Origin of the sequence: Nitrospira sp. (genome assembly GCA_035968315.1) — a bacterium.
Taxonomy (GTDB): Bacteria; Nitrospirota; Nitrospiria; order Nitrospirales; family Nitrospiraceae; genus Nitrospira_D.
Genome location: JAVYIN010000002.1, coordinates 163,191 through 188,437, shown reverse-complemented (window position 1 = coordinate 188,437; position 25,247 = coordinate 163,191). Strand labels below are relative to the sequence as shown.

29 protein-coding genes are annotated in these 25,247 nt (G+C 59.6%); 12 read left to right on the top strand and 17 right to left on the bottom strand.

From position 1 onward, the window contains the following. Positions 1-53 precede the first annotated feature (53 nt). Together bfr and RI101_01180 are read left to right on the top strand one after the other, a co-directional pair. Positions 54-530, top strand: a complete 477-nt coding sequence (gene bfr, locus RI101_01185; GenBank protein ID MEC4888649.1) for a bacterioferritin — start codon at positions 54-56, stop codon at positions 528-530. 42 nt (positions 531-572) lie between these two features. Further along, a complete protein-coding gene (locus tag RI101_01180) occupies positions 573-1,043 on the top strand; it encodes a bacterioferritin (GenBank protein ID MEC4888648.1) in 471 nt (156 codons plus the stop codon). 156 nt (positions 1,044-1,199) lie between these two features. On the opposite strand, the gene RI101_01175 is transcribed toward RI101_01180, so the two are convergent. The 7 genes from RI101_01175 to RI101_01145 all read right to left on the bottom strand — a co-directional run bounded on the left by RI101_01175 (position 1,200) and on the right by RI101_01145 (position 7,291). After that, complete coding sequence (locus tag RI101_01175) at positions 1,200-2,957, bottom strand: hypothetical protein (protein MEC4888647.1); 1,758 nt, start codon at positions 2,955-2,957, stop codon at positions 1,200-1,202. Positions 2,958-2,973: 16 nt separating this feature from the next. Next, the gene (locus tag RI101_01170) at positions 2,974-3,654 is read right to left on the bottom strand and encodes an HD domain-containing phosphohydrolase (protein MEC4888646.1); all 681 of its coding nucleotides are present in this window, start codon (positions 3,652-3,654) and stop codon (positions 2,974-2,976) included. A 99-nt stretch (positions 3,655-3,753) separates the two neighbouring features. Further along, positions 3,754-4,272 carry a hypothetical protein gene (locus RI101_01165; protein MEC4888645.1) on the bottom strand — a complete coding sequence of 173 codons (519 nt, stop codon included), beginning with the start codon at positions 4,270-4,272 and terminating at the stop codon, positions 3,754-3,756. Positions 4,273-4,296: 24 nt separating this feature from the next. Continuing rightward, the gene (locus tag RI101_01160) at positions 4,297-4,974 is read right to left on the bottom strand and encodes an FMN-binding protein (protein ID MEC4888644.1); all 678 of its coding nucleotides are present in this window, start codon (positions 4,972-4,974) and stop codon (positions 4,297-4,299) included. Next, a complete protein-coding gene (locus RI101_01155) occupies positions 4,971-5,429 on the bottom strand; it encodes a hypothetical protein (GenBank protein MEC4888643.1) in 459 nt (152 codons plus the stop codon). The genes RI101_01160 and RI101_01155 overlap by 4 nt, the downstream gene beginning before the upstream one ends. Positions 5,430-5,495: 66 nt before the next feature. Then, positions 5,496-6,944, bottom strand: coding sequence for a hypothetical protein (locus RI101_01150; GenBank protein MEC4888642.1), 1,449 nt, complete (start codon positions 6,942-6,944; stop codon positions 5,496-5,498). Positions 6,945-7,111: 167 nt separating this feature from the next. Continuing rightward, a complete protein-coding gene (locus tag RI101_01145; GenBank protein ID MEC4888641.1) occupies positions 7,112-7,291 on the bottom strand; it encodes a hypothetical protein in 180 nt (59 codons plus the stop codon). Positions 7,292-7,479: 188 nt separating this feature from the next. Here RI101_01145 and RI101_01140 point away from each other — a divergent pair, with 188 nt between their 5' ends. Beyond that, entirely contained in the window at positions 7,480-8,490 is a 1,011-nt protein-coding gene (locus RI101_01140) for an FAD:protein FMN transferase (protein ID MEC4888640.1), read from the top strand. Positions 8,491-8,511: 21 nt separating this feature from the next. On the opposite strand, the gene RI101_01135 is transcribed toward RI101_01140, so the two are convergent. The 7 genes from RI101_01135 to RI101_01105 form a co-directional block, all read right to left on the bottom strand. Further along, a complete protein-coding gene (locus RI101_01135) occupies positions 8,512-9,609 on the bottom strand; it encodes a TonB family protein (GenBank protein MEC4888639.1) in 1,098 nt (365 codons plus the stop codon). Then, positions 9,606-9,983, bottom strand: a complete 378-nt coding sequence (locus RI101_01130) for a biopolymer transporter ExbD (protein MEC4888638.1) — start codon at positions 9,981-9,983, stop codon at positions 9,606-9,608. The genes RI101_01135 and RI101_01130 overlap by 4 nt, the downstream gene beginning before the upstream one ends. Next, entirely contained in the window at positions 9,964-10,398 is a 435-nt protein-coding gene (gene exbB / locus RI101_01125) for a TonB-system energizer ExbB (GenBank protein ID MEC4888637.1), read from the bottom strand. Before exbB ends, RI101_01130 begins: the two co-directional genes overlap by 20 nt. A 102-nt stretch (positions 10,399-10,500) precedes the next feature. Beyond that, positions 10,501-11,604: an ABC transporter ATP-binding protein gene (locus RI101_01120; protein ID MEC4888636.1), complete on the bottom strand. Its 1,104-nt coding sequence runs from the start codon at positions 11,602-11,604 to the stop codon at positions 10,501-10,503. A gap of 51 nt (positions 11,605-11,655) precedes the next feature. Continuing rightward, positions 11,656-13,239: an iron ABC transporter permease gene (locus tag RI101_01115; protein MEC4888635.1), complete on the bottom strand. Its 1,584-nt coding sequence runs from the start codon at positions 13,237-13,239 to the stop codon at positions 11,656-11,658. Between the two features lie 16 nt (positions 13,240-13,255). Next, positions 13,256-14,326 (bottom strand): extracellular solute-binding protein, encoded by a 1,071-nt coding sequence (locus RI101_01110; protein ID MEC4888634.1) that lies wholly within the window; start codon positions 14,324-14,326, stop codon positions 13,256-13,258. Between the two features lie 69 nt (positions 14,327-14,395). Next, on the bottom strand, positions 14,396-14,827 hold the full coding sequence (locus tag RI101_01105) for a Fur family transcriptional regulator (protein MEC4888633.1): 432 nt from the start codon (positions 14,825-14,827) through the stop codon (positions 14,396-14,398). A gap of 164 nt (positions 14,828-14,991) precedes the next feature. Here RI101_01105 and RI101_01100 point away from each other — a divergent pair, with 164 nt between their 5' ends. Further along, positions 14,992-15,555: a hypothetical protein gene (locus RI101_01100; protein MEC4888632.1), complete on the top strand. Its 564-nt coding sequence runs from the start codon at positions 14,992-14,994 to the stop codon at positions 15,553-15,555. Between the two features lie 104 nt (positions 15,556-15,659). On the opposite strand, the gene RI101_01095 is transcribed toward RI101_01100, so the two are convergent. Beyond that, positions 15,660-16,073, bottom strand: coding sequence for a hypothetical protein (locus tag RI101_01095; protein MEC4888631.1), 414 nt, complete (start codon positions 16,071-16,073; stop codon positions 15,660-15,662). Positions 16,074-16,310: 237 nt separating this feature from the next. Further along, a complete protein-coding gene (locus tag RI101_01090; protein ID MEC4888630.1) occupies positions 16,311-17,843 on the bottom strand; it encodes a carboxypeptidase M32 in 1,533 nt (510 codons plus the stop codon). 122 nt (positions 17,844-17,965) lie between these two features. On the opposite strand from RI101_01090, the gene RI101_01085 reads away from it, so the two are divergent. The 6 genes from RI101_01085 to RI101_01060 all read left to right on the top strand — a co-directional run bounded on the left by RI101_01085 (position 17,966) and on the right by RI101_01060 (position 23,024). Next, entirely contained in the window at positions 17,966-18,613 is a 648-nt protein-coding gene (locus tag RI101_01085; GenBank protein ID MEC4888629.1) for a class I SAM-dependent methyltransferase, read from the top strand. Between the two features lie 69 nt (positions 18,614-18,682). Beyond that, complete coding sequence (locus RI101_01080) at positions 18,683-19,522, top strand: DUF2235 domain-containing protein (protein ID MEC4888628.1); 840 nt, start codon at positions 18,683-18,685, stop codon at positions 19,520-19,522. Between the two features lie 203 nt (positions 19,523-19,725). Then, positions 19,726-20,628, top strand: coding sequence for a DMT family transporter (locus RI101_01075; GenBank protein ID MEC4888627.1), 903 nt, complete (start codon positions 19,726-19,728; stop codon positions 20,626-20,628). An 87-nt stretch (positions 20,629-20,715) separates the two neighbouring features. Next, on the top strand, positions 20,716-21,108 hold the full coding sequence (locus tag RI101_01070) for a nuclear transport factor 2 family protein (protein ID MEC4888626.1): 393 nt from the start codon (positions 20,716-20,718) through the stop codon (positions 21,106-21,108). Between the two features lie 320 nt (positions 21,109-21,428). Then, positions 21,429-22,451, top strand: coding sequence for a hypothetical protein (locus RI101_01065; protein MEC4888625.1), 1,023 nt, complete (start codon positions 21,429-21,431; stop codon positions 22,449-22,451). 186 nt (positions 22,452-22,637) lie between these two features. Next, positions 22,638-23,024: a hypothetical protein gene (locus tag RI101_01060; protein MEC4888624.1), complete on the top strand. Its 387-nt coding sequence runs from the start codon at positions 22,638-22,640 to the stop codon at positions 23,022-23,024. Positions 23,025-23,053: 29 nt separating this feature from the next. On the opposite strand, the gene RI101_01055 is transcribed toward RI101_01060, so the two are convergent. After that, a complete protein-coding gene (locus RI101_01055) occupies positions 23,054-23,290 on the bottom strand; it encodes a hypothetical protein (protein MEC4888623.1) in 237 nt (78 codons plus the stop codon). A gap of 114 nt (positions 23,291-23,404) precedes the next feature. On the opposite strand from RI101_01055, the gene RI101_01050 reads away from it, so the two are divergent. Both RI101_01050 and RI101_01045 read left to right on the top strand, forming a co-directional pair. Next, entirely contained in the window at positions 23,405-24,883 is a 1,479-nt protein-coding gene (locus RI101_01050; GenBank protein ID MEC4888622.1) for an alkaline phosphatase D family protein, read from the top strand. 96 nt (positions 24,884-24,979) lie between these two features. Further along, positions 24,980-25,237, top strand: a complete 258-nt coding sequence (locus RI101_01045; GenBank protein MEC4888621.1) for a hypothetical protein — start codon at positions 24,980-24,982, stop codon at positions 25,235-25,237. The last annotated feature ends 10 nt before the right edge of the window (positions 25,238-25,247 follow it).

Genomic DNA, 25,247 nt, shown 5'->3' with positions numbered 1-25,247 from the left:
CTGCCTGCGCCCCGATCAGAGGGCCTGCCTGAATGAAGAAAGGGGAACTACCGATGAAAGCGAAAGAGGGTGTAATCGACCTTTTGAACAAGGTGTTGACGGCCGATCTCACGGCCATCAATCAGTATTTTGTGCATGCCAAGATGTGCGCAAACTGGGGGTATGAACGGCTGCACCATAAAGTGCGTGAGCGCAGCATCGACGAGATGAAGGACGCCGATGTATTGATTGGCCACATTCTCTATCTTGAGGGGGTGCCCAACGTGCAGCGCATGAACGCGGTGCAGGTCGGTGAAACGGTGCCCGAGCAGCTCAAACTCGATCTGAAGGCGGAGCAGGAGATGCTGGCGCTGTTGAGTGACGGGGTCGTCCATTGCGCCAAAGTGGCGGACTTCACGACGCGGCACATGTTCGAGGACATGGCGAAGGATGTCGATGCGCATATCGACTGGATCGAAACGCAGATGGAAACGATCAAGCAGGTCGGCCTCGAGAACTATCTCGCCGAGCAGATCAAAAAAGACAGCTAGCGGAGAACGGTTTCCCCAAGATGAAGGAAAGGATGTGCTCTGATGAAAGCCAAAGAAGGAATCCTTGATCGGCTCGCTGAGATCCTGACAGCCGAATTGACGGCCGTGCACCAATATCTGCTGCACGCGGAGTTGTGCCGCCATTGGGGCTATGAGCGGCTGGCCGATCAATTTCAGCATTTATATACGGAAGAGGTGACCCATTCAGGCCAGTTGGTCCGGCATATTCTCTACCTGGGCGGACGGGCCGATGTGAGCAAGCTGGACAAGGTGAAAGACGGGGCGTCGGTTAAAGACTTGTTCGAGACGAATCTTGCCTTTGAAAAAGAGGATGTGGAGATGCTGCGGAAGGCGATCGCCCATGCGGCCAAGGTCGGGGACTTCACCACGCGCCACAAGCTGGAAGAGATGGTCGTGGATTCGGAGGAACATGTCGACTATTTCGAGCGCCAGCTCGCCACCATTGGCCAGACCGGCCTTCCCGCCTATCTCGCCGAGCAGATGAAGTCATAAACACGGTATCGGTGGCGTTCTGCGCTGCAAAAGTGTGGGCGGGGGGCCCCAGGAGGACTGAGGGCCCCCGCCCGCGAAGTGGGAGGTCATGGCTCCCACTCCGGTGCCGGCGCGTGGAGAGCGCCGGCTGTTGACGATGCTGGATGCGTGCCCCTCCTATTCGTAATCCTCGTTCAGCGATTTCAAGAATGCAGCCAGTGACGCCACGTCGGCCTGTGTCAGGGCGATGCCCTGTAGCTGCACGGCGCCGTTCCGCAAGGCGCCGTCCCGGGCCTGTGCGGCGGCGTCCCGGTAGAATTGCACCGTGTCGTCCAGCGTATCGAATTGCCCGTTGTGCATGTAGGGCCCGCCGTGTCCCAGGTCTCGAAGCCCCGGAGTCTTGAAGCGGGCGATGGCGCGGTCGAGCAGGATGCTGTCAGCCAGCGGACAGGGCTGCTGGCCGTCGCAGAGCATGGCGCGGATCGTGTCCTGCGGCTCCGGCATGTCGGGATTCGCGAAGATATTCCAGACGCCGAGATCCGTCAGGCCGGGGTTGGCGGCCATCGGAACAGCCCGGAATGGCTCCTGATAGGACGGATGGTTGTGGGTTGCGGGGAGGTAGCGCTCGGGAGAGGCGCTGCGCTCCGCCAGGTTCGGGATGGCGAGTTGGGCGAATCGTCCGGCGCCGTGCAGGCCGTCGTATTCTTTCTGGGCCGTGCCGGTGTTGTGCAGGTTGAAATCGGTAAAGTTCGGCGCGGCATGGCAGGCGACGCAGTTGCCGATGCCGCCGGCGGCAATCTCGCGCGGGGCCAGCGGCAGGGCAGCCGGCTCAGCCAGGAAGATATTCAGGCCGGCCAGTTCGTCAGCGCCGAAGCGGAACGATTGATCGTGGAATTGGAACCGGCCGTCCGCCGTGTTCGGATTGCCGCTGACGAAGACGAGCGTGCCCGTTTGCTGGCGGGCGGCGATCAAGGTTCGCAGGCGCCGGCTGTAGTCGAGCGGCGATTCATTCGCCTCCGGCTTTCTGGGCAGGCCATTGCGGGCCAAGAAGACATCGTAGGGCGACAGGATGAAGCTCCCGGCCTTGTCTTGGGCAAAAGCCAGTTGCTCGACGTAGGCGGCGACCAGGCGCACGACGCCGTCGAAGATTTCCTGGTCGGTGGCCCTGGCGACGTTGACCCGGAAGGCGGGAGGGAGCCGGAACTCATTGGGAATCGGCTGGCCGCTGCCGGTGAGCATGACGGCCAGCGGCAGGCGGCCGAACTCCTGCGCGAGAGCGCCGGTGCCGTCGTCTTCCCGCACAATGCGGGCGACGTGGGCGATGGCCTGGGCCTTTTCCCCCGGCACCCAGCCGAAATTACGGCCGGTGAAGGTCGCCGCGGTCAGCCCGGTCATGGTGGCAAACTCGCCGTCGAAGTGGAAGAGCGTGCCCCCGGTCCGAGCCAGCGAGGCGTTCACCAGCGGCGGCGAATTTCTGGGGGCGGTAAGACGGCCGTCGGCGCGGGCCGGGATCGGGCTGCGGCGGGCGAAGTCGCCGTAGGTGCGCATGCCCCCTCCCGGCGTCCCGACATGTTCATCGACCAGGTGGCAGGCGCGGCAATTCATGGAGAGGCCCGCGAAGGGGCCCGGCAGGCCCTGTCCGGGCACCGTGGTGTCCGTGAGCGTCATGACCGGATCGCCCGCCGGCATCGGGGTGTTGACCCGTCCTCCCGCATCCAGATAGGCCTTGAAAAATTGCGCGAAGCGCGTTTCGAGAAACAGGCGCTCGCCGTTGGTGACTTCCGGCGGATCGAATGTGAGGGGGCTCTGCGAAGCCGGCTGTGCCGTGGCGGAGACCGAATCGGATCCGCCGCCGGAGCAGCCGGAGAAGGCCAGCGCGGAGCACAGCAGCACGGAAAGAGGAAGAAATGCGGAGCAGCGGGGGATGTCTTTCATGGTGAACCTCTTACAGTTAGGGTGAAACAGGGGGTGACGGAAACGAACCATATTGGCGGCAAAGGAGACTGACCAGTCCTGGGTCGAACTGGGTGCCTGACGCCACGAGGAGAATCCGGAGCGCGACACGGTTGCGCGCATCCCGGAGGTCTATCAGGGGAACGCGGATGGCGTCGAAGGCGTCGGCGATCGCCAAGATCCTGGCGCCAACGGGAATGAAGGCCCCTCGAATGCCATAGGGATAGCCGGTGCCGTCCCACCGCTCGTGATGGTGGGCGACCAGCACGGCCGCTTCGCGCAAGAAGGCGTAGGGTTCCAGCAGCTGCGCGCCAAGCCGGGAATGGTGCTGCACGGCGATATAGGACTCGGACTCGAAGGGAGACGGCTCCGCAATCAGTTCCTGAGGCAGCATCAACAGGCCGATGTCATGGAGCAGCGCGGCCAGCTTCAGGTGATGCAGCTCGTCGGTTGTGAGGCCGGCGGCTTCCCCTAGCTTCATCGCGATGGCGGCGGCGCGCCGTCCGTGGCCGGATTGCCAGGGGAGCATCCGGTCGATTTCTCTGCTTGCCTGGCTGACCAGGAGGCGTTCGATCTCGCGGCGCGACGCGGCGGGAAGTTTCAGGCGATCGGTCTTTCGGAGCAATCCCTGTATCGTGAGAACCGATGGACTCACCGTGGGAACGATTGTGCGCGGCATACCATCCCTTTCAAAAACAAAGAGCCCGAGACCACTGTCGTGATCCCGGGCTCTGGGCGAAACCTCTGGCCTCTTGACGGATTGAGTTATCGTGCCTGCTTAGCCGTGATTCGAGTGTTTCCCTGCCATTAAGGGTTGCCCCAATATCCACATTTCATACAGCGGGATGCCCATCATGATGAGGAAGCTGACGGTCATCAGCGTATCGCCGGTGAGCATGGTCAGCACAAAGACCGGAGAGACGTAGGTGATGAGCCAGGGTGACGCGAGGTCGAGCATGACGCCGCCGAAGGCCATCCAGGTGGCCGCCGATTTGATGGCATGACTGGCGGCCGTCAAGTAGAGCACGTGCACCAGGATCATGAACACGACCGGCATCGTGAAGATGTGAAAGTGCGTGACTTCCGCCAGCTCACGGAACGACATGGGTTCACCGAACGTGGAGTCCGACCCGCGGTAGTGATCGGCAATGCCTTGGGGCGACAAATTGGTCATGCTGTGAGCCCAAAAGAAGGAAAAGCTAAACCCCACCAGCATCAAGAGCAGGAAGAGGGTATATAGCAATCGGATGTGCCGGTCTGAGTCACGAAGTTTAAATCGCTGGTTAAAATTGCGCATAGTGGGACGCTCGGTCCGCTCCGGTTAATTGCCAAAAATGGACGATAAAACACCCTTGTCGGTCTTGCGGGATGCCACGGTGTCGCTGCCGATCCCGGCGGGCTTCAGGTAGAATTCATCCACCAAGACCAGGACGCGCTTGATGCCCGCGCTCATGGAGCGGACGGACATGGTCGCGCCGCTGATGTTGATGATGTCCTTATTGATGCGGACAGGGTCGAGGACGGTTTTGCCTTCGTATTGGGTATTGAACCGTTTCTGCCGGATTTCGCTTCCGCGTGACTCACGGAACACCAGCAGTTCGATATCCGAGACGCGGCCTTTGTTGTCCACCCCGACCATGTAGGTCATGGGCTTGTGTTTTCCGATGGTGTTTTGGACGAGGGCGTAGCCGTCGATGTGGGTGCCCGTTTCGCCGATATAGACCTCAAAGGATTCTTCAGGGAATTTCCAGCCGATGCGATCCTCGATCTGCGCCTTCTTGTCAGGGCTGAGCTTGATGATGTCCTTCCGAACCCGTTCCGATTTGGGGAGCATGATTTTGACGCCTTCTTCTTCGCTCATGAAGACCTCGGCCATCATCATTTCCTGCTCGGTCAGGTAACGTTTCAATTCGCTGTCCCAAATGCGTTCGCTCCACGCCGGAGTGGCGAACGCGGTCAAGGTCAGGAGGCCTCCCAGAAACAGGACGGAAGGTTTCATGATGCCGGACATCCTTTCTCACGGAGCTTGCTATTCAATCGACGGGACACGTCTTGCAGAACCTCTTCGGAAGGATCCACGGGCCACCATTTCAGGGACTGTTGCGTGACGCCCCCGCGGGCATGCCATCGCTGGCGGGTTTCCAGGATGCTGACCGACGTGACATCATTCTGCGAAGTGAGGGAGGCCGTGAGGCGCGCACGCTCTCGATTGCCGAAGCCTTCCCGGCCAAAGGTTCCGAACCCTCGTTCCGTCCCTTCCATTTCGATCCAGGCCGTTTCGATGACGCCCTTCTCTTTGTTCTGTGCCGTGATGGAGTGCCCTTTCAATGTGTCCAGCGTGGCGTCCCAGACCTGGTCGTAGGAGCAGACGTAGTATTGATCATGGCTTCCGCTCATGGTGGCGCAGCCGCTCGCCAAGAGTAAGAGTCCTGAGAATATTGCCAAGCGGTTCACGTTCGATCCACTTCTTTCCGGCGGCGGCCCCTCTTCTCAAGAAAAAGGGCCGCCGCCATAGGGCATTTAGAAATACGTGGCTGCCGAGATGACCAGGGCGCTGTCATGGATGCGGCTGCCATCATTGTTGGGATTATAGGCTTTCGGCTGATACTGATAACTGATCTTGAACACGGTATCTTCAATCGGACGATAGTTCAGCCCAAATGAAATCTGTTCAAGCTCGCCAAATCCACCGGTTTTGTTATCCAGGTTGGTATTGATCCGGTCGTAGCGGATCACCGCGGTGAAGGTAGAGCCTTCCCCAAAGCGCTTTGGCGACCAGGCTCGCAGGAAGTCCGGCATAAAATGGTAGTTGCCCTGCATATAGAATCCGTTCATCCGCTGAGGGGCCGTGCCGATGGTGCTGGAGGATAGCCCTGAGAGCAATGAACCGGGTGTGTAGGCTGTGCTGCCGTTAATGGCATGGGCGTTATTCCGTGCGTAGACCCAGGCGGCTTCACCGATGATCTCGAACGGGCCTCGCTGCAAGGTCCAGTCAAGCGCCGCAATCGTCAACGGATTATGATTGGGGCCTGGTGCCGAGTTGCCGTGGTATGCGGATCCTGCCACTTCAACGCCCAGCATGGGGCTCACCGCGACGCGGCCGCTGAAAGCTTTTCCATTGTTGATGTCGAGACCATCATCCGACGCACATTTCCGCTGCCTCGAGCCTCGCGTTCCGTTGGATTCGGTGATACGAGGGGTGCCGTCGGATTTGTACCCGCAGGGGCCGGTGGTCACGTAGAATTCGTAGTCGACCTTTCCGGTTCTGCCAGGATAAAGGGTGCCGTAGAAACCGGCCCCAGTTTCCGCCATGGTCGAGGGGATAATGAAACGGCTTACCAAGGGGCGATCGGTTAAGTCGTTCAGCGGAGAATCGTGCAAGAGGTTAAACTTTCCAATCGGTATGAGAAGGATACCGGTACGGAGATTAAACGGTTCATTAACAAGGTAGTCAATGTGGGCAAACTCCAGTCCGATTTCAGCCCCCTGAGTAGCATCCTCTCTGATTCCGTGCTCAATTTCGAGTTCCGAGGCAAACTTTACATGCTCGGTAATATCCGCATAAATAAACGGGACGAATCGCTGCTGATCGAACCCGTTGGTGTTACCGCCATACCCGTTCTCGATACTGGGTTTGCGCTGAGAGCGGTATTGCATATCCATATAGCCACCGACGATCGCTTTCGGTGCAGTAACGAACGGTTTGGCGTAGACCAAGCGGCCTGAACCCGTGGAGCCGAATCCTAGTGCCGGCTGCGATTCCGTCCGTCGTTCCTTGCCGACTTCGGGAAGAGACCCGATACCCGGCTCGGCCGTTTGTCCGGAAGCACCTTCTTTGCGTTCCGTTGCGCCCTCGCGCCGTTCATGTTCTTGCAGGCGCTTTTCGACTGCTTGATCGACGAGCTTCTTAATGTCCTCCGGGGTCATGTTCTCGGCCCAGACCGGCGCAACCGGCAAGCTGGCAATCACGAGAGCCCCGAGGATTGACCGGATCCTCATTGTGAACCTCCATGAATGTGAATGTGATGATGGTCTGACTCGGGACTCGGTGGTCTCTGGTCGGTCAATCGAAGATGTGTCGGTTCGGGAGTCTGACTGTAGAGCAACTGTGTCTGCGCCTCCTTTCTTGAGCTGGTTCATGATGCGATGTGGCTCCATCCTTCAATGGCGGAGAAGGGAATGGTGACGATGCGTTTGCATCGCTTGCACTTCAGCTCCAATCCTCCCCCGATGACCTTGGCAATGAGCTGCCCGCACTCACAGCGGGTTTCGCTGGAGAGGGGAGCGGCCGGTTGACTGGATTTTACGGTGACCATATCCTCGCGCCTCATCTCTAAATGAAATTGAGAACGATTATTAATATCCTGACAGCGCCGCTGCTGTCAAGTGTTGATTTCGGTGTGCTGCCGCGGCAAGGCGCATATATTTCAGCGGCTAAATCTCCTATACTTCCAGCAGGATTGGGGCTAGAAGGAATGCCAGTCATGAAAAGAAGGTGCGTCATATGGTGTCATCGTTGAGGTGGCTGCTGCTGTTGTCGGTCGGTATTCTCGCAGGGTGCGGGCTGGTTCATCCGGCTGCCACGCCGGTCGTGGTCAAACGGACCCAGATGCATATGGGCACGCTGGTGTCGATTACGGCCGTGGCTCCGACCGATGTGCGCGCGCACGAGGCGATTGCCGCGGGGTTTGCCGAGATCAAGCGTTTGGAGCAGCTGCTGAGCACCTGGATTCCTACCAGCGAATTGTCGGCGGTGAATCAGGCGGCTGGTCGTAATGCGGTAGCCGTAGGCCGGGACACGCTGGAATTGGTGCAACGTTCGCTCGATATGGCGCGGTTGACCGATGGGGGATTCAATATTGCCGTCGGCCCGGCGGTCGAGGCCTGGAGCGTGACGGAGCGGCAACAGATTCCCTCCCAGGCGGAGCTGCAACAGTTGAAACCATTGGTGGATTGGAAGAGCATCCGCATTGATCCGGAAGCCCACACGATTTTTCTGCCCCATCAGGGAATGCGCATCGATGTCGGCGGAATTGGAAAAGGATATGCGGCTGATCGGGCCGTAGACGTGCTTCGAAAGGCTGGCGCAACCGGAGGTGTAGTGGCGTTGTCAGGCGACATCAAAACATTCGGTGATTTGCCTGGAATGAAGGGATTCCCGGTGGGGATTCGCCATCCACGACAGGACGGCGCACTGGTTGCCACGATCGATCTGAAAGACGAAGCGATTTCAACAGCCGGGGACTACGAGCGCTATTTTGAGCTGGAGGGGGTGCGGTATCACCATATCCTTGATCCGGTCTCGTTAGAACCGGCGCGTCTGTGTCAAAGCGTCACGATCATTGCGAAAGAGGGCACGATGGCCGATGGGCTGGATACGGGGATTTTCGTGTTAGGCCCTGAACGGGGCATGGCGTTGGTCGAGCGGTTGCCGGATGTGGAGGCCGTCATCATCGATGCCGAAGGAAAGATCACGGTGTCATCGGGGCTTCGTACGAGACTGCGGTATCCCTGAGCGGGTGATCCGGGGAGAGGCTTACCGGCCCGTTTTCAGATCGTAACTAATCGAGAATTTGATCGGCCGCTGCGGCCGGCCCAGCGGACGGGAGAGATGAATCGGCGGGCCCTTTTCGACGTCGCTGACGGCGGCCTGATCGAGCAGCGTATTGCCGGAGCTCTTCGACACCTTGACGTCACTCAACGTGCCGTCGTCATGCAGTATCGCGACCAGCACGACTTTGCCTTGAACGCCTTCCGTCCGCAAGCTGGCCGGGTAATGTTTCTCCAAGTCCTGAATCCATTTCCCCATTAAGTCTGCCAGCCAGCCGTCGTCGGGTTTGGTGATTTTCGATTGGGCCAGAGGGGCGAGGGTTGCGACATCTTGTGTTGGGGCTGGTGTGGGCTGCGCCGCCGGCATTTCCTGGGGAGGCGCGGTATGTTGAGAAAGCGATTCTCCCGTTGGTGGTGGCGCGGTCACGCTGGGGGCGGAAAGCGCAGTAATGGAGGTGGGGCGAGACTCCATGGGAGGAGTGGGCTGGTCCGGGGCATGGGATGATGACGATACGGCTGGCGCCGGTGCTTCAACTGCGGGCGCGGGCTTCGGGAGATCTTCCGATTTCATCGGAAGCTTGGGCGCCGTCGGAAGCGGCGCACGAACCGGTTCGGGGGCTGGATCCATTTTCGCCGGAGCGGAGGTCTGTGGTGGCGGCTGGGGCGCTGGCTCAGACTTGGGTGGTGGAGCGGCTTGGACGGGAGCTGGAGGCGGTTGAACGGGAGCGACGGGAGCCGGCAAAGGGCGCGGAGTCGCTTCGATGCGTGATGGTTCGGCAGTCATTTCCCTTGGAGCCGGTTGCGTGGGCGAAGGCGTTCGCTGAAGAGGCGCCGTTGCCGGACGGGACGGCTCAGGGGGCGTTGGGGGTGCGTGGTTCGTCGCGGCCTGAGAGGCCGGTCTGGCAACCGGTTCCACCATGGCGACGTCCCATTGGAACGGCTCCACGTCCGGCGCCAGTTGCAGGCGCTGTAGCAGGAAGACCGCTCCGAGCGCAAGGGCGCCGTGCACACAGACTGAGGCCACCCACCCGGCGATGTTCGCATTGATGGCTGAGGCTCGGCCATGGGAATGGGCCAGGGTCACAGCCGGATCACCTCCAGGCTGACCTGCTGAAATCCAAGCCCGCGCACCTCATCGACCACGGAGACGAATCGTTCCAGCACGGTTGCCTTATCGGCCCGCACCACCACCGCGGAATCTCGCGACTGGGTTTCCAGGGCCGAGGGCAGCCCTCCTTCCGGGACCGATTTGTCGTTGAGGTAGAGGCCTCCTTCCGCGGTCAGGGTAATGACCAGAGGCACATCCTTCCGGTCGCTGACCGATTTGGCCTTGGCCAGACTCACAGGGATTTGGCCAGTGGTGATGAAGGTGGCCGTGGTCAGGACGATCACGAGCAGGACCAGCATCACATCCACGAGCGGGATAACGTTGATTTGATCAACCTGCTGACGATCCATGATGCACCTTATACTCGGTGAGCAGTTCGCTGACACGGCGGCGGAGGATGTTGTTCATGACGACGCAGGGAATGGCCACCAGCAGGCCGACCGCCGTGGCCTTCAAGGCCAGGCTGAGGCCGATCATGATGGTATTGACGGCCATCGTGCCGGACGTGCCCATCGTATGAAATGTCAGCATGATGCCGAGCACGGTGCCGAGCAGGCCGATGTACGGCGCGTTAGCGGCCACCGTGCCGATAATCACCAGCCGCTTGGTCAGGGCCATCTCGAAGATCTGGGCATTGGGGTAGTGGGAGAAGTTCACGGTCCGATAGAACAGCCACCGCTCCACCGCCACGGCGACAGACCAGAGGCTCAACCCGAGCAGCAGGCCGATGATCCCGTAGTCCACCGCGTTCTTCAACGCGTCCATAAGCGAACTCCTTGCGTGCCCAGGGGATGAATCCTGGTGGCTGGGTGAGTAAAAGACAGGAATAGACCCGTATGAATGCCAGATGGGGAAAAGGCCTGTCAACTATGGTTGGGCCGGCGCATCGCTCGCTGCCGCGGGGCCGGGGAACAGGACGGTGTGTGTGGCCAGCACGCGCAACTCGACGGCGGCGCCCTCCTGATACACGCTCGTGGAGCCGGCGCTGCTGTGGACGATCTGTCCCGATGGCAGGCTGACCGTATAGAGGTTTTCCGATCCCCGAAACTGCCGGGCGATGATGCGGGCGCCGGCGCCTTTGGCCGGAGCCAGCTGGATATCGTCGGGACGAATCATGACCACCACGCCGGCGCCCTCTTCGCTGGTGAGGGTATTGGGAAACTCGCCCAGCTCCGTGTGCACCATGCCGTTGTGGATCGTGCCCTGGATGAAGTCGGCTTGTCCGACGAAATCCGCCACAAAGGGACTGGCGGGCATGTGATAGATCAATTCCGGCGTGTCCATTTGCTCCAGGCGGCCTTGGTTGAGCACCGCGATCCGGTCGGCCATGGCAAAGGCTTCTTCATGGTCGTGGGTCACGAGGATGGTCGTCGTCTTGGTGCGGCGCAATAAGGCATGCAGCTCCTGGCGCATCCGGCTGGCCATATCTGGATCCAGATTGCTGAAGGGTTCGTCGAGCAGCAGGACGACCGGATTCTGCACCAGCGCGCGCGCCAGGGCCACACGCTGCTGCTGGCCGCCGGAGAGTTCATGCGGGTAGCGCCGGTCGAAGCCTTCGAGGCCGGTGAGCGTGAGCATCTCTTGGACCCGGCATGTGCGCTCGCTTCTGGAAAGGTGATGCAGGCCGAAGGCGATGTTGTCGGCCACGCGCAGGTGCGGGAAGAGGGCATATTCCTGAAACACCATCCCGACGCGGCGTTGCTCGGTCGGGATGGTCAGATTCTGGCTGGACACGAGTTGTCCCGACAGGAACAGTTCCCCTGCACGGACCGGTTCGAATCCGGCGATGGCCCGCAGAATCGTGGTCTTTCCGCAGCCGGACGGGCCGAGGAGACAGAGGATTTCCCCTTCGCGCGCGGCGAATGAGATGTTCCGGATCGCCGGCCGGCCGGTTTCGTACGCGCAGGAGACGGAGCGCAGTTCCAGCACATTGGAAGCCGGCCGATAGAGGTCCGGTTGCACAGTGGCCATGTCAGTGTCGGTCCGTATCATGGTGTTCAGGTACTCCTGTTCGCGCGCCTGTCAGGCCGACCGCCAGTCTTTGGAGACCAGCAGCCACAGCGCCGGCAAGCTCAGCAAGACGATCAGCAGGGCCGAGGGTGCCGCCAATTGAAAGTACTCTTCGCTCGCTTCCAGCCACACGCGAATGGCCAGCGTGTCGAATCCCACCGGACGCAACAGCAGGGTGGCCGGCAATTCCTTCATCGTTTGGAGAAACATCAAGACCCAGGCGACGATGAAGCCGTTGCGCACGAGCGGCAGGGTGACGCGCCGCCAGGTGTCGCGCACCCCCAGCCCCAAGGTTCTGGCCACTTCTTCCAAGTTGGGGGTGATCTGTTGCAGCGCCGGTTCGAGCGACTGGAGTCCGGCCGGAAGGAAGTGGATCACGTAGGCCACGATCAGCAAGAGCACGGTGCCGTAGAAGATGGGCGTCAGTTTCAGGCAGAGGACCAGCACCGCCAGGGCTGCGACCGGCCCGGGCAACACATACCCGGCGTAGGCGGCCTGGAGGCAGCCAAGATTTAGCAGCGTCGGCCGCCGGCTGGCTAAGTAGGCGAGCGGCAAGCCGATCAGCACCCCGGCGGTGGCGGCGGCGGCGGCCAGCAGGGCGCTGTTCCAGATGAACCCGTAGAAGCGGCTGTCGATGATGGCCAGGGCCTCCGGCGACAAGCTCCATTTCACCAGCAGATATGCGGGCACGCCGAAGGACATGGCCACAATTCCGCCCAGCAACGCCGTGATCGACAGCGCGCCGATCCAGCGGCATGGGATCCGTTGCGGCGCTCGATACCGCCCGGTGGTTTGATAGAAGCGGCTGCGTTGCCGGAACCAGCGCTCGGTGACAAGGAACAACAATGCGAGGACGACAAGCAGGACGCTCAGGATACTGGCGGCGGTGTTATCGGACCGGCCGGTCATCTGTTGAAAGACGGCATAAGTCAGGGTCTGGTAGCGCAGCAGCGAGACGGCGCCGAAATCCGACACGACATAGAGAATGACCAGTGCCACGCCGGCCGCAATCGAGGGGCGCATCAGGGGGAGCGTCACACGCCAGAGCGTCATCATGCGGGACACGCCGCTGACCCGCGCCACTTCTTCAAATGAGACGTTCAGGCTCAAGAGCGCGGTCCGCGTCAGCAGATAGACGAAGGGAAAGGTGTCCAGCGCCATGACGAGCGTGGTGCCCCAAAAGCTTTGCGGGGAGACAATGCGGCTTTGCGGCCCCGCCCAGATCTGCCAGGCTAGCTCCACCGGGCCGCCGAACCCCAGGAGATAGGTGTAGACATAGGCCAGCACGTAGGTGGGCATGGCCAGGGGGAGAATCAGCGCCGCTTCCCACAGGCGCCGCCCGGGGAAATCGAAGCGCACGACGAGCCAGGCCGTCGTAACACCCAGGATCAGGGTGAGCACGGCGACGGAACCCGCGAGCGAGATAGTGTTCCAGAGCAGTTCGGGGATGCGCGTGGCCCAGAGGCGCGACCAAACGGCCGGGTCGGCCGTGACCGCCAGCAGCGTGACATAGCCCAGCGGGAGCAGGATCAGTCCCGCCGTGGCGATTGCCATGAGCTGCAGCGGAGAAGACAGTTGTCGCCGGAGCGTCGTCACCAGGAGCCTCGTGTGATCAGCGGAGGCCCACTTGTTCGATGAGCGTCAGCGTCGGTTCCCGGAGCTCGGCCAGCTTCGTCAGCGGGACCAGCGCGGCGCGAAAGCTCTTGCGATCCACGAGCGCGGGATCCGCCTTGACCTCCGGATGCAGCGGGTATTCTTTATCCAGGTCGGCGAACATTTTCTGGCCGGCTTGCGCCACGAGGAACTCGATGAGCAATTTGGCGTTGTCGGCATGGGTGCTGGACTTGGTGATCCCGATCCCGGTCACGTTCATGATCGCGCCCATGCCGCCTTCTTTTTGATCCGGCATGAGGACGGCCACCGGCGCCGCCGGTTGGGTCGCGAGGTGGCGATAGACGTAATAGTGGTTCACGATCCCCATGGCCACCTGGCCTTTGGCCACGGCGTCCACGATCTGGGAACTCTTTTGATAGACCTGGGACCCGGCATTGTCACGCAGCCCGGTCAGAAATTGTTTCGTCTTGTCATCGCCGTGGGTGGCGCGAATGACCGAGACGCCAGCCTGGAGATATTCGCTGCCTGAGTTTGGAATGGCGATTTTGTCTTTCCATTGGGGATCTGCCAGGTCGAACAGCGAGGTGACTTGGCCTGGTTTGACCATCGTGGTGTTATACACGATGATCCAGAACCGTCCCGAGAGGCCCACCCAGCTGTTGTCGGCGGCGCGGAACTGCGAGGGAATGGCACGCTCCACTTCGCGCATGTTCAGCGGGCGCAAGAGCCCTGCGCCGCGCGCCAGTTCAAGGCTGCCGGCATCGTTCGTGAGCAGCAGGTCGGCAGGGGTCCGATCTCCTTCGGCCTTCAACCGGTTGACCAATTCTGTCGTTCCGGAGGACAGCAGCTCGATTTGAATGCCGGTCTTCGCGGTGAAGGCGTCGAAGACGGGCTTGATGAGCCGTTCAGACCGGCCTGAATAGACGGTCAGCTTATCGGCGGCCGGTGAGGCCGTTGGTATGCACAGGGAGAGGCTCAGGGCGAGTGAACAGGCGGTGAGCATCGCCAGCGCAAGCCGGCGCCCGGCGGATGCCGCGCCTGTCCGGTGACGAATATTGAAGGAGGTCATGGGCGTCCTCGCTCGTAAAATTGAAATTGATAAATCCTCTCAAGAAGGTATCAAAAAAAACGGCAGGGGTCAATGACGGCAGCGGGAACAGAGGCCGTACAGTTCAAGGCGGTGAGTCGAAATGGTAAAGCCGTTGCGGGTGGCCACTTCTTCCTGGAGCTTTTCGATTTCGCAGTTTTCAAACTCCACGATCTTGCCGCACCCTGTGCAGATCAGATGGTCGTGGTGGCCTTTGTGGGAGATGTTGTCGTATTGCGTCTGGGTGCCGAAATGCCGGGCCTGGGCTAGGCCGGCCTCGCAGAACAGGTTGAGCGTGCGGTAGATCGTGGCCAGGCCCAGATGCGGGTCTTTCTTGGCCAGCTGGTGGTACATCTCTTCCGCCGTAATATGTTCTTGCTTGAGGAAGGCGTCGAGAATGAGCTCGCGCTGGCGCGTCAGCTTGAGCTGATGCTTGGCGAGGTGGTCGCGAAGCATGCTCATTTCTTTTTCACTTTTGGCCATGGACCGGCGCGGGCTCCAATTCGGACCCCATTTAAGACCAAACCTGCGCGAGGGTCAAGGGGACAAAGGCTAGGGCGCCAGGACTGTCGGGATCTCAGGGGTTTGACGATGCTGGAGGGGGCCGTTTATAGTGCGCCCTCCACCTGAGGCGAGACACACGCATCATGCGCAAGCCGAATCAGATCGCCGTCGATCGTGCCCTGTTGCTCTATGTGCTCGCGCTGGCTGAGCCGCATGGGCTGCTGAGCGATGTGAAGCTGCAACAACTCTGTTTCCTCTGTGAGCTCCAGACCTTCGGGAAGGGGTTCAAAGGATTTCACTTCGAGTTTTTCCGCTTTGCCTACGGCGCCTTCAGCAAAGATTTGGACAACGACCTGACCTCGCTCCGCCGCAAAGAGCGGGTAGAGAACTTCACGCTGTCTGATCAGGCCAAGGAAGAGGTGCTGCCGCTGCTTCAGAAGGGCATCGAGGGGGTGGAAACCAACGAGAAGATCAAAGAAATCATCGATGCCGTGGTGACGACGTATGGGCCTCAGGATACGGGGGCGATTACCACGTCAGTCGAATCTGTCGAGTTGAGCACGCCGCAACAGCCGGAGTTCAAGATTCCCATTCGCGATATCGTGTTTCACACCACCCTGCTGGTTCCCCATCGCATCGACGTGCAAGCGGAATTCACGCTCTCACCGGCCATCCTTGCCAAGCTGAATGCGGCCATGGGGTATTGAGGGTACTTGGCGCCGGCCGCTTGCGCCGGTTCAGCTCCGTCGTTTCCCGGCCTCTGATATGTGGGTAATCGGGAGGATGCTGTGGCATCCGGTGAGGCAGGATCTCAACGGTTCGAGGCGGAAGCCAGTGAGGGCTCCTCGCCTTGTAAGGCGCGTTCAGCCACCTTCGCCAGTTCATCAAGCTTGTCGGTATGGGCCGGTACCAGCCAGGCCTTGAGGGCCCGCGCCGCCGCGCCGCTGAAGGCCTGCCCAATGGCCGGCTCTTCGCGGGTGATCGCGACGAAGGGGGTGTTGGGATAGAGATTCCGAAAGAGGATCAGCCGGGAGAGGCCGTCATGATCGCGGGATTCCACTTCCGCCACGATGAGATCGTAGCCCGAGACCTGGCGGGCGCTGCGCTGCATGAGAATCTCGCGAGTGTTGGGCACGCTGGCGACGGTCGTGTTGGCCGGTGCCACAGCATGCCTGAGCTTCCCGCGGAAGGGCTCATCGTTGCAAATAATGAGGATGGCAGGCATAGGTCGGTGCTTCTCCTGTTGGTCTGAAGACGATGGCGTAAAAATATTGTCGATACACCGGGTAATGGCGAATATCTGAGGGGGCCTGCACGATCGTACCTCCCCAACGACGTTCACAGTGGTCGGTACTGATAGTATCAATGTCGATAGGATACCATTCTTTCTATGGGCGCAATAGAGACAGGTGGCTCGGGCCGGTTGGCGGAGATGGCGGGAGTATGGTTGTAATAGTGAGCGCTACAGTTGGTAGAGCTCGCCGTACTTCTTCTCCAGGTAGGCCAGAAACGGTTCAGGGTCGATGCTCTTGCCGGTTACCCGCCGGGCCAGATGGTCGGGGGTAAAGGTGCGGCCCCAGCGATGGATCTTTTGTTCCAGCCAGCGGCGCAGTTCCAGCATCTGACCCGCGGCGATGTGCTCTTCGAGCTGCGGCAGTTCCAGTTTCGCCTGTTCGAAAAATTGCATCGAGTAGAGATTGCCGAGGGTGTAGGTCGGGAAGTAGCCGAAGGCGCCGAATGACCAGTGCACATCCTGCAGCACGCCGACCGCATCGGTCAGGGGCGTAATCCCCAGATAGTCCCGCATTTTCTGATTCCAGAGCTCCGGCAGATCGTCCGGCCTGGTCCGGCCTTCGATCAAGTCCTGCTCGATTTCAAAACGCAGCATGATGTGCAGGTTGTAGGTCAGCTCGTCGGCCTCCACGCGAATGAAGGAGGGCCGCACGCAATTGATGGCGGCGTAGAAGGCGTCCTGATCGATGCTGCGCAATTGCTGTGGAAACGTCTGTTGCAGAATCGGATAGAAGAAGCGCCAGAAGGCCCGCGACCGGCCGACGCAATTTTCCCAGAGGCGCGACTGGCTTTCATGGATCCCTAGCGACACCGATTCGCCGAGCGGCGTGCCGAAATAGCGCTGATCGAGCCCCTGGTCGTAGAGACCATGCCCGCCTTCGTGAATGCAGCTGAAGAGGCAGGATTGCAGTTCCCGCTCGTACACCCGGGTCGTCACCCGCACATCGGTGGGGTGAAACGACGTGGTGAAGGGATGGGCCGAGAGATCCAGCCGTCCCCGGTTGAAATCGTAGCCCATCGCGATAAGCACCAGCCGTCCGAATTCCAACTGCCTGGTTGGGTCATAGGCATGGCGGAGGATGCTGTCGTCAATCTGCGCGGGACTGTCGGTGATCCGTTTCAGCAGCGGCACGAGGCGCGCTTTCATCGTGGCAAAGAGCGGGCGCAAGGCGGCGCAGGTGGAACCGGGCTCGTATTCGTCCAGCAGCGCATCATAGGGCGAGTCCGTGTAGCCCAGGTATTGTGCCTCTTCCCGCTTGAGGGAGAGGATCGTTTTGAGATTGGGAAGAAACTGGCTGAACTTGCTCTGCTCTTTGGCCTCGGCCCAGACCTGCTGCGCCAGCGAACATTCCCGGCTGATATTCACGACAAAGTCGGAGGGGAGTTTCTTGGCCCGGCTGAAATCACGCCAGATCTCGCGCAGCAGCGAGCGCGACGGTTCATCCCACAGGTTGCCGGGCTGATCGATGGCTTGCCCGGTTGCTGGATCCACGACCGTTTCAAGGAACCGTTCGATTTCCGGGGCGACAAGCTTCTCGTGGGCCAGGCCTTCGAGCACGGCGATTTGTTCCGCCCGCGCCTCGCCGCCGCCGGAGGGCATGTGCGTTTCCTGATCCCATGATAAGACGGCGGCGGCGCTGGTGATCCGCTGGATCTCCAGCAGCTTGGTCGTCAAGGGTTCGAGAGCTGCGACAGTCTTCACGCCCGGCCTCCTGGTCATTGCGCGGTGAGGGATGATGGCTCACGCTTCACGCAAAGGTGATGTATGATGGCGGGCCAGTGTACGCAACCCCGTCCGCGTTTTCAAACGAGAGAGGCTGCCGCATGAAGACTCTGGTATCGCACGAGATTGAAGCCTACGCGCAGGCGCATTCCATGCCCGAATCCGAGGTGGCCCGCGCTCTTCGCGAAGAGACTCAGCGGACGATGGACTATGCCCAGATGATCGTGGGGCCGCTGGAAGGGGCGTTTCTCAAGATGATGACGCAGCTCGTGGGAGCCAAGCGGGTACTGGAGATCGGCATGTTCACCGGCTACAGCGCCCTCTGCTTCGCCGAGGTCTTGCCGGACGATGGCCAAGTCATCACCTGCGAGATTGAGTCGGACACGGCTGAGCTGGGGAGAAAATATTTCGCCCAGAGCCCGCATGGCACGAAGATCGATGTCCGCCTCGGTCCGGCGCTGGAGACGATGCGGGAGCTGACCGGCCCTTTCGATCTGATCTTTATCGACGCCGACAAGCTGAACTATCTGAACTATTACCGCCGGGCGATGGATCTGCTGGCGCCGCATGGCGTCATCCTGATCGACAACGTGCTGTGGGATGGCGATGTGCTGAAGCAGCCGCCGCCCGATGAGAAAACGGCCGCCATCCAAGAGCTGAACCGCACGGTGGCCAACGATCCGCGCGTGACCGCCGTGCTGGTCACGATCCGCGACGGGGTGTTGGTGGTGAGAAGGAAGGCGAATTGACCGGTTTATGGCGGAGGGATACACTCGCCTGCCGGCATTGAGCCGGATCGACGCAAGGAGGGAATGACCATGGCACTGTATGCCTTTGACGGAACGTGGAACGAAGATGAAGCTGATGCCGCAAAAGAGACCAATGTTCTGAAGTTTTGCAAATGCCTGCCGCCGGATATGAACGTCTTTTACCAGGAGGGCGTCGGTACGCGGTTTGGATTTATTGGGAAACTGCTGGGCGGTGTGGCAGGGGCGGGAGGCCGGTTCCGAATCAGCGACGCGAAGGATCGACTGGAGCAGTATTTCGCCGAAGGGGATCGGACGATCGACATTATTGGATTTAGCCGCGGGGCGGCGCTTGCCCTGCATTTTGCCAATCAAGTGCGGGAAGACATGCCGGGAGCGGACGTGCGGTTTCTTGGCCTGTGGGACACGGTGGCCTCCTTCGGGCTTCCCGGCAATGATCTGAATATCGGATGGGCTCTCACCTTGCCTGACCATGTCAGACAATGCTGTCACGCGATGGCGCTCGACGAACGGCGAGGGAATTTTACTCCAACCCGGATTGTCCCGCGAAAAGGGGGCGTGATTGGCGATCGGCTCCAGGAAGTGTGGTTTCGTGGGGTCCATTCCGATGTGGGTGGCGGGCAATGTCCCGGCCTGTCCAACATTACCCTCTGTTGGATGCTCCGGCGGGCCAAGGAGGCGGGCCTGCCCATAGTCGAAGCCAAGTTGAAGGAACATGAGGCCCTGTGTGATCCGACTGCTCCCATTTCCAAGAATATTGACCTGATCAAGGATCCGAAGCGAACGATTAGGCCAACCGATTGTGTGCATGAGTCGGTGACGGCACGAGGCCACGCAGGGGGGATGGAGCATAATGATCCGCCGCCCGGAGTGATGGTGGTGCGTGGGTAGTGCGTCAGCCGGCAATGCGGTGGGGATAAGCGCAGGCAGGGGATCAACCCTGGTTCGTTCCGCGTGAAGACTGGAAACCGGAAAGGGCGACTGGATTTTGTCGGACCCGTTTACCCGCGAGCCAGGCTCCCCTCTCCCCTGTGGCCATCTGGAGATCTGTAATACTCCTTGACGGCTGGACAGATCGGTTGTATCCCCTCTCTATGGCATCACCATCAACCAGTGCGGCGTACGGAGCGTTGGCGCTTGCGGCAGTGTTGTGGGGCGGGTCGATTGTCGCGCAGAAGCTGGCGCTCGGCTCGTTTTCAGCGGTGGAAGCCTCAGTGTTGCGCGATATCGGCGGGCTGGGGATCCTTCTGGCGACCTGGTGGTGGCAGGAAGGGACGCTGGCGAAACTCAATGCGAGGGATCTGCTGACGTTGGGTTTGCTCGGGCTTGGCGTTTTGGGTAACCACCTGCTGATCTTGATGGGCCTCAAGTATGTGAGCGGAGCGGTGGCCGGGGTTATTATCGGCTCGGCTCCTGTGGTCACGGCGCTGTTGTCGGCCGCATTGATTCAGGACGTGCCGCTTCGGTCTGTGTGGGCGGGGGGGCTGCTCTCCTGCGCGGGTGTCGCACTGGTCTCGATCGCGGGGTTTCAGGCCGCCGGGGAGCAGCCCTTGCTGGGGAGCGCGCTCGTGTTTCTGGGTGTCGTGAGCTGGGCGCTCTATAGCATCGGCAGCCGCGCTATGATGGACCGGGTTTCGGCCTTGACCGTGAATTGGACCACGTTGCTGGTGGCGACGGTGATCCAAATTCCATTGCTCTGGACCGATCGGAAAATGCTCGACGTGGGTGTGGCGTCGGTCACGATGCCGGATTGGCTTGCGTTGGGTTATCTTGTTCTGTTTGCTACGGCTGTTGCGCAGCAGGCCTGGTTATACGGGGTGCAGGGGATTGGCCCCTCTCGCGCTTCGGTGCTTGGCAATCTCACGCCGGTCGCCGCGGTGGCCTTGTCCGCGCTGATCCTCCATGAATCGGTTGGTCTGGTTGAGATTGTGGGTATTGTCCTGATCCTTGCCGGCGTCTGGGTGGTGGATCGGCAAACGGCGAAGCTCATGAAGTAGCAGGTGGCTCTCCCCTCTCTGCCCGTTTCCCTCTCGCCCTCTCCTCTCTGATTACAGTATGATGGCCTCCGTCAAGAAGGAGGCGGCATGCTGGAACAACGGATCGAAGAAGTAACGAAAGCCAATCAAGCCTTTTACGAGGCGTTTGGCGATCTCGATATTGCCAAGATGGATCGCATCTGGGCGCATCAGGAATATGTGACCTGCATTCATCCCGGCTGGGCCTTGCGCTCGGACTGGCCCGAGGTGCGCGATTCCTGGGTACTGATTTTCAATAATACGTTCTCGATGAAGTTTGAATTGTCCGAGGTCATGATTCAGGTGGCCGGGGACATGGCCTGGGTCATCTGCATCGAAAATATCGTCAGTCAGCAGTCCGATGAGCCGCAGCAGGCGAAGGTCCTTGCCACGAATCTCTTCGAGCGGATTGGGGACGAGTGGCTGATGATTCATCATCATGGGTCGGCGGTGATGGGGTAGGTGAGGGTGCGGATCGTTGTGTAGTTTTCTTTGCTCGCTGAGTGCGCACGCAAGAATTTATCAAAGGCGCGCATTGAGGGCGGTGCTCCCTCAATGCGCGCAGGAGAAAACTACACAACGATCCGCTGGGGAGATGGTAAGGGGGAGGAGAATGGTAATTGCTTGCTCAACGTACAGCCTCGGGATGTCTGTGTTGGACGTGCGCGATAAGGAGATCTCCTGACTGTCGGCAAAATGAGGGAGAAGGGTAGGGTTGGTACAGATCAGTTGATAGCAGAAGAGGGATAGGGTAGGGAAGTAATGCCTTATCGGGGGTTTTTATGCAGGCTAGGGCAAAAGGGCATTTAAAATCCTCAAAGGTAAAAGTGAATTTTGCAAACGCTGCTACTGTTGATGGCAGGACAGATGTGCAGAGGCTCATTAGTGCATGGAAGGCAGCGCAAGATGTTTTTAGGAATCGCGAGCACCTAGGTCACTGGGTCAGTGTTGATGCAACTGACACCTTGCAATTACTCGATTGTGTAGCCGATCTGGAGAAGGGATGTGAAAAGCCTTTTGAGGCTCGACTGAAGTCTCGTGTTTCCCAAAAGCATTATCCCGCAGGAAGCCGCATAGTGTTGACATTCTGTTGTACTGACCCTGCCCAGTTGAGTAATGAGGCCATTGAGCGTTTCCTTCAGAATCTATATCTCGCTATGAATTTGTCGGTGCCTGGTAGTTGCAACCTGTATCGGTCTTCGTTCCAGGCTAGACGCGGTGCAGAAAGGTCTATCTGGTCACGAGCTGAGAGTGAAGTGTGGCTTGATTTGTCTGCGGAGGAGCTCCAATTTGCCTATCAATCTTCGCTTAAGCATGGGTGGCCACCATTCGAACGAGTTGAGTTGGCCAGAGTTTGGGAGTGGCTGGAGCGGAATGGTGCCCTAGCCCTTGATGTCGCCCGTGAACCGTGGCAACGGGCCTTGTTTACAATCATCCGCATAGGGCATCGAGCGGAACACGATTTAGATGTAATCCAGCTTTGTGTTCAAGCGTTCGAGGCATTGTTAGGGCAAGGGGCACCGGCCAGCATTGTGAAAAGGCGGTTGGAGTCTGTGCTCGGTGCGCCGCAGAACCATCAGATTTGGTACAGAGACCTTCATGATACTCGAAGCAAATTTGCGCATGGCGCGGCACCTATTTTGCGCCCAGGCAAATGGCTGAGTGAGGATGAGGCGAGTGGTGAGATTGCTAAATATTTTGCCCAGACCGACCTAGCTATCGCGGTCTTACTGAGTTTGCTTCAGAAATTGATACTAAAGAATGCCCGGGCCGTTGAGATTAATGAGATAGTCACACTGCGTTGAGTTTGAAATGGTGGCTAGGATTATTCGTGGAATAGGAATGAACATAAAGAGCAGTCTTTGCTCAAACCTTCGGCAGGTTTGAGGAGGCTTCATCGACGCGGATGGTTTTCTGCCACTCGGCGGCGATGGCGGGGTGCTTGTTGGTAGCTAAATCGATCTTGAATGGTCTGCGTTGGAAGGCTGGTCATGGGGGCTAAAAAAGATAAGCCGAGGTCTTCTGTTTCAAAGATCATGAAGGAGGTTGAGGGGGAAGAGGCTCCACTTTCTCCTGAGTGGGCCAAGGAGATCAAACGGCGGGTTCGAGAGATGGAGAGCCCGATACGCTATATCATCACCTCGGCATTGAGTCGGCGGTTTGTTTTTTACTACAACGTTTCGACCGATACATTTGCGGTGAACAATCCGGAACAGGGGACTTTGTTTAAGAGGCAAGAGGTCGCTGCGTGCGTGGCAGAGATTCTTGGGCCAGGATATGCGGTTGTGAAGTTCACGATAAGAAACGGCGTATTGAAGCGACTGTCTCCATACCAATATCGTCTTGGAAATAGTCGAAGGAAGAAGCTTCAGCGTTAAGACAAACAGGTGTGGGAAATCGTCTTCGCTCAGACCTTCGGCGAGTTGGAAGGGGCTTCGTCGACGCGGATGGTTTTCTGCCACTCGGCGGCGATGGCGTCGCGATCCTGCATGGTCATCGCAGCATACTTTATGAACATCTGCGGGCCCCGGCGGCGGCGCCAGGTGAGAAAGTTGATAAAGTGATCTTTGCAGACGGACTGCGTGCCGGCCGGGGCATAGGGTCTGGATTGGCAATTGGGAACGAAACAGTTGATGTCGTGCATGGCAGTCCTCGTATGATGGATCACAGTATGCCGGACGGGATGGTGTGTTTTCAACTTGCGAGTCGTGGCTGGTTGCCCCTAGCCTCTTGATAGTGCTCGGGTAAGGACTGATCTATGCGAAAGCTTCTTTATTCTGTCTTCAGTTGTATCTTTGTGTCGGTGTCGATGAGCTGTGCCCCCTCTTATCGCGAGGGGTTGCCTCTCCAGAGTCCCTTTGCGGAGCGGGTGCCGGTGAAAGCGGAACTCTTGCCGCAGGGATTTGCGGTCGGTGATGTGACGGCCCATGGGGCGCTGATCTGGGTGCGGACTGATGGCCCGGCGATGGTGCAGGTCGAGTGGGCGCCGCCTGCTGTGTGGGAGACGGCTTCCAAGATGGCGGTGGTGATGTCGCCGGTGGCCAAGACTCCCCGGTTGGAGACCCGCGCAGACAATGATTTTACGGCGGTGATTCCGTTGCAGGGCTTGGTGCCGGGTACGCGCTATCGGTATCACATATTGGTTAGCCGAGTGTCCGCGGCGCAGGAACAGATGGACGCCATGCTGGCGGCGCGCGGAGAATTGACGACCTTGCCGGATGAACAGACGTCGATGCCGGTGACGTTTGCCTGGAGCGGCGATCTCGGCGGCCAGCAGCGCTGCCGGATCGGAGTGGACGGCTATCCGATTTTCGACCAGATGCGCCGCCAGGGGCTCGATTTCTTTTTGTTCCTGGGCGATACGATTTACAGCGACGACGTGTGCCCCTCACCGCCGAACGAACCGGGCGCCGACTTCAAAGCCACAACGCTGGCGGACTATCGATTGCGGCACCGGTATCAGCGCGGAGCGATGGCCTTGCGGCGATTTCTCGAAACGATCCCTGTCTATGTGACATGGGACGATCATGAGGTGAAGAACAATTTTGCCGGCCCGTTCGAGGCGCAGATGCCGGCCGGCCGCCAGGCGCTGCGCGAATATTGGCCGATTGCGTCGCCTCCGGACGATCCGCAACGGTTGTATCGTTCGGTGCGGTATGGCGCCGACCTGGAACTGTTCATTCTAGACGACCGGCAATATCGCAGCCTGAATGCCGACCTGGATGGACCGAAGAAGACGATGCTGGGGAATGCGCAGTTGCAGTGGCTGCTGGACGGGTTGCGCCGCTCGACGGCCACCTGGAAGGTGATTGCGACCTCGGTGCCGCTCTCGATCCCCAAGGGCGGCGGTGCGACAGTGCCAGGGTATGACGGGTGGGCAGGCGGAGCCGATGGCACAGGGTTTGAGCGCGAGCGGCAGGTCATGGTCGATACTATTTTGCAGCAGCAGCTTAAGAACGTTGTTTTCCTCGGCGGGGATGTTCACTGGGTACAGGCCAATGCGTACGATCCGGATCAAAACGGTGTGATCGACTTTCATGAGTTCGTCGCAGGCCCCTTGTCCGCCAGGCCAGGCAGGCTCACGGCGGCGAGTGAGTCGCTGCATCCCACCAGACTGATCAATGAAGAGGGCTATTACAATTTCGGCCTGGTGCGGGTGACCCCGTCCTTCTTCGACGTCACGGTCCTCGACGACGCCGGAACGGTGCGCTTTTCTCACCGGCTTTCGGCGAAGTAGCCTGCCAGGAATCAGTCTGCCCCTCTTGCTTTCAGGCCCAACGGCCAGTTACCGTACTCCGTTGTTTCCAGGCTGGGAGAAGGGAGCCAGATTGCCATGTTCCTTCAGATCCTGTCGGTGATCGGCGCCCTGATGGTCTTGTCGGCCTATGCGATGATTCAAGGCGGGATCTGGCGTGAATTGGATGCTGGGTATCTCGCGTTGAATATCATTGGCTCGCTCCTGCTCGGGGTCGTGGCGATTGCCGATCAGCGGGTGGGGTTCATTCTGTTGGAGTTTGCCTGGGCTGGGCTTGGATTAATCGGGGTGGTGCGGGCTTTGAAAGCACGGAAATCAGCGGCAGCAGTCTCATAAATCACGTCGG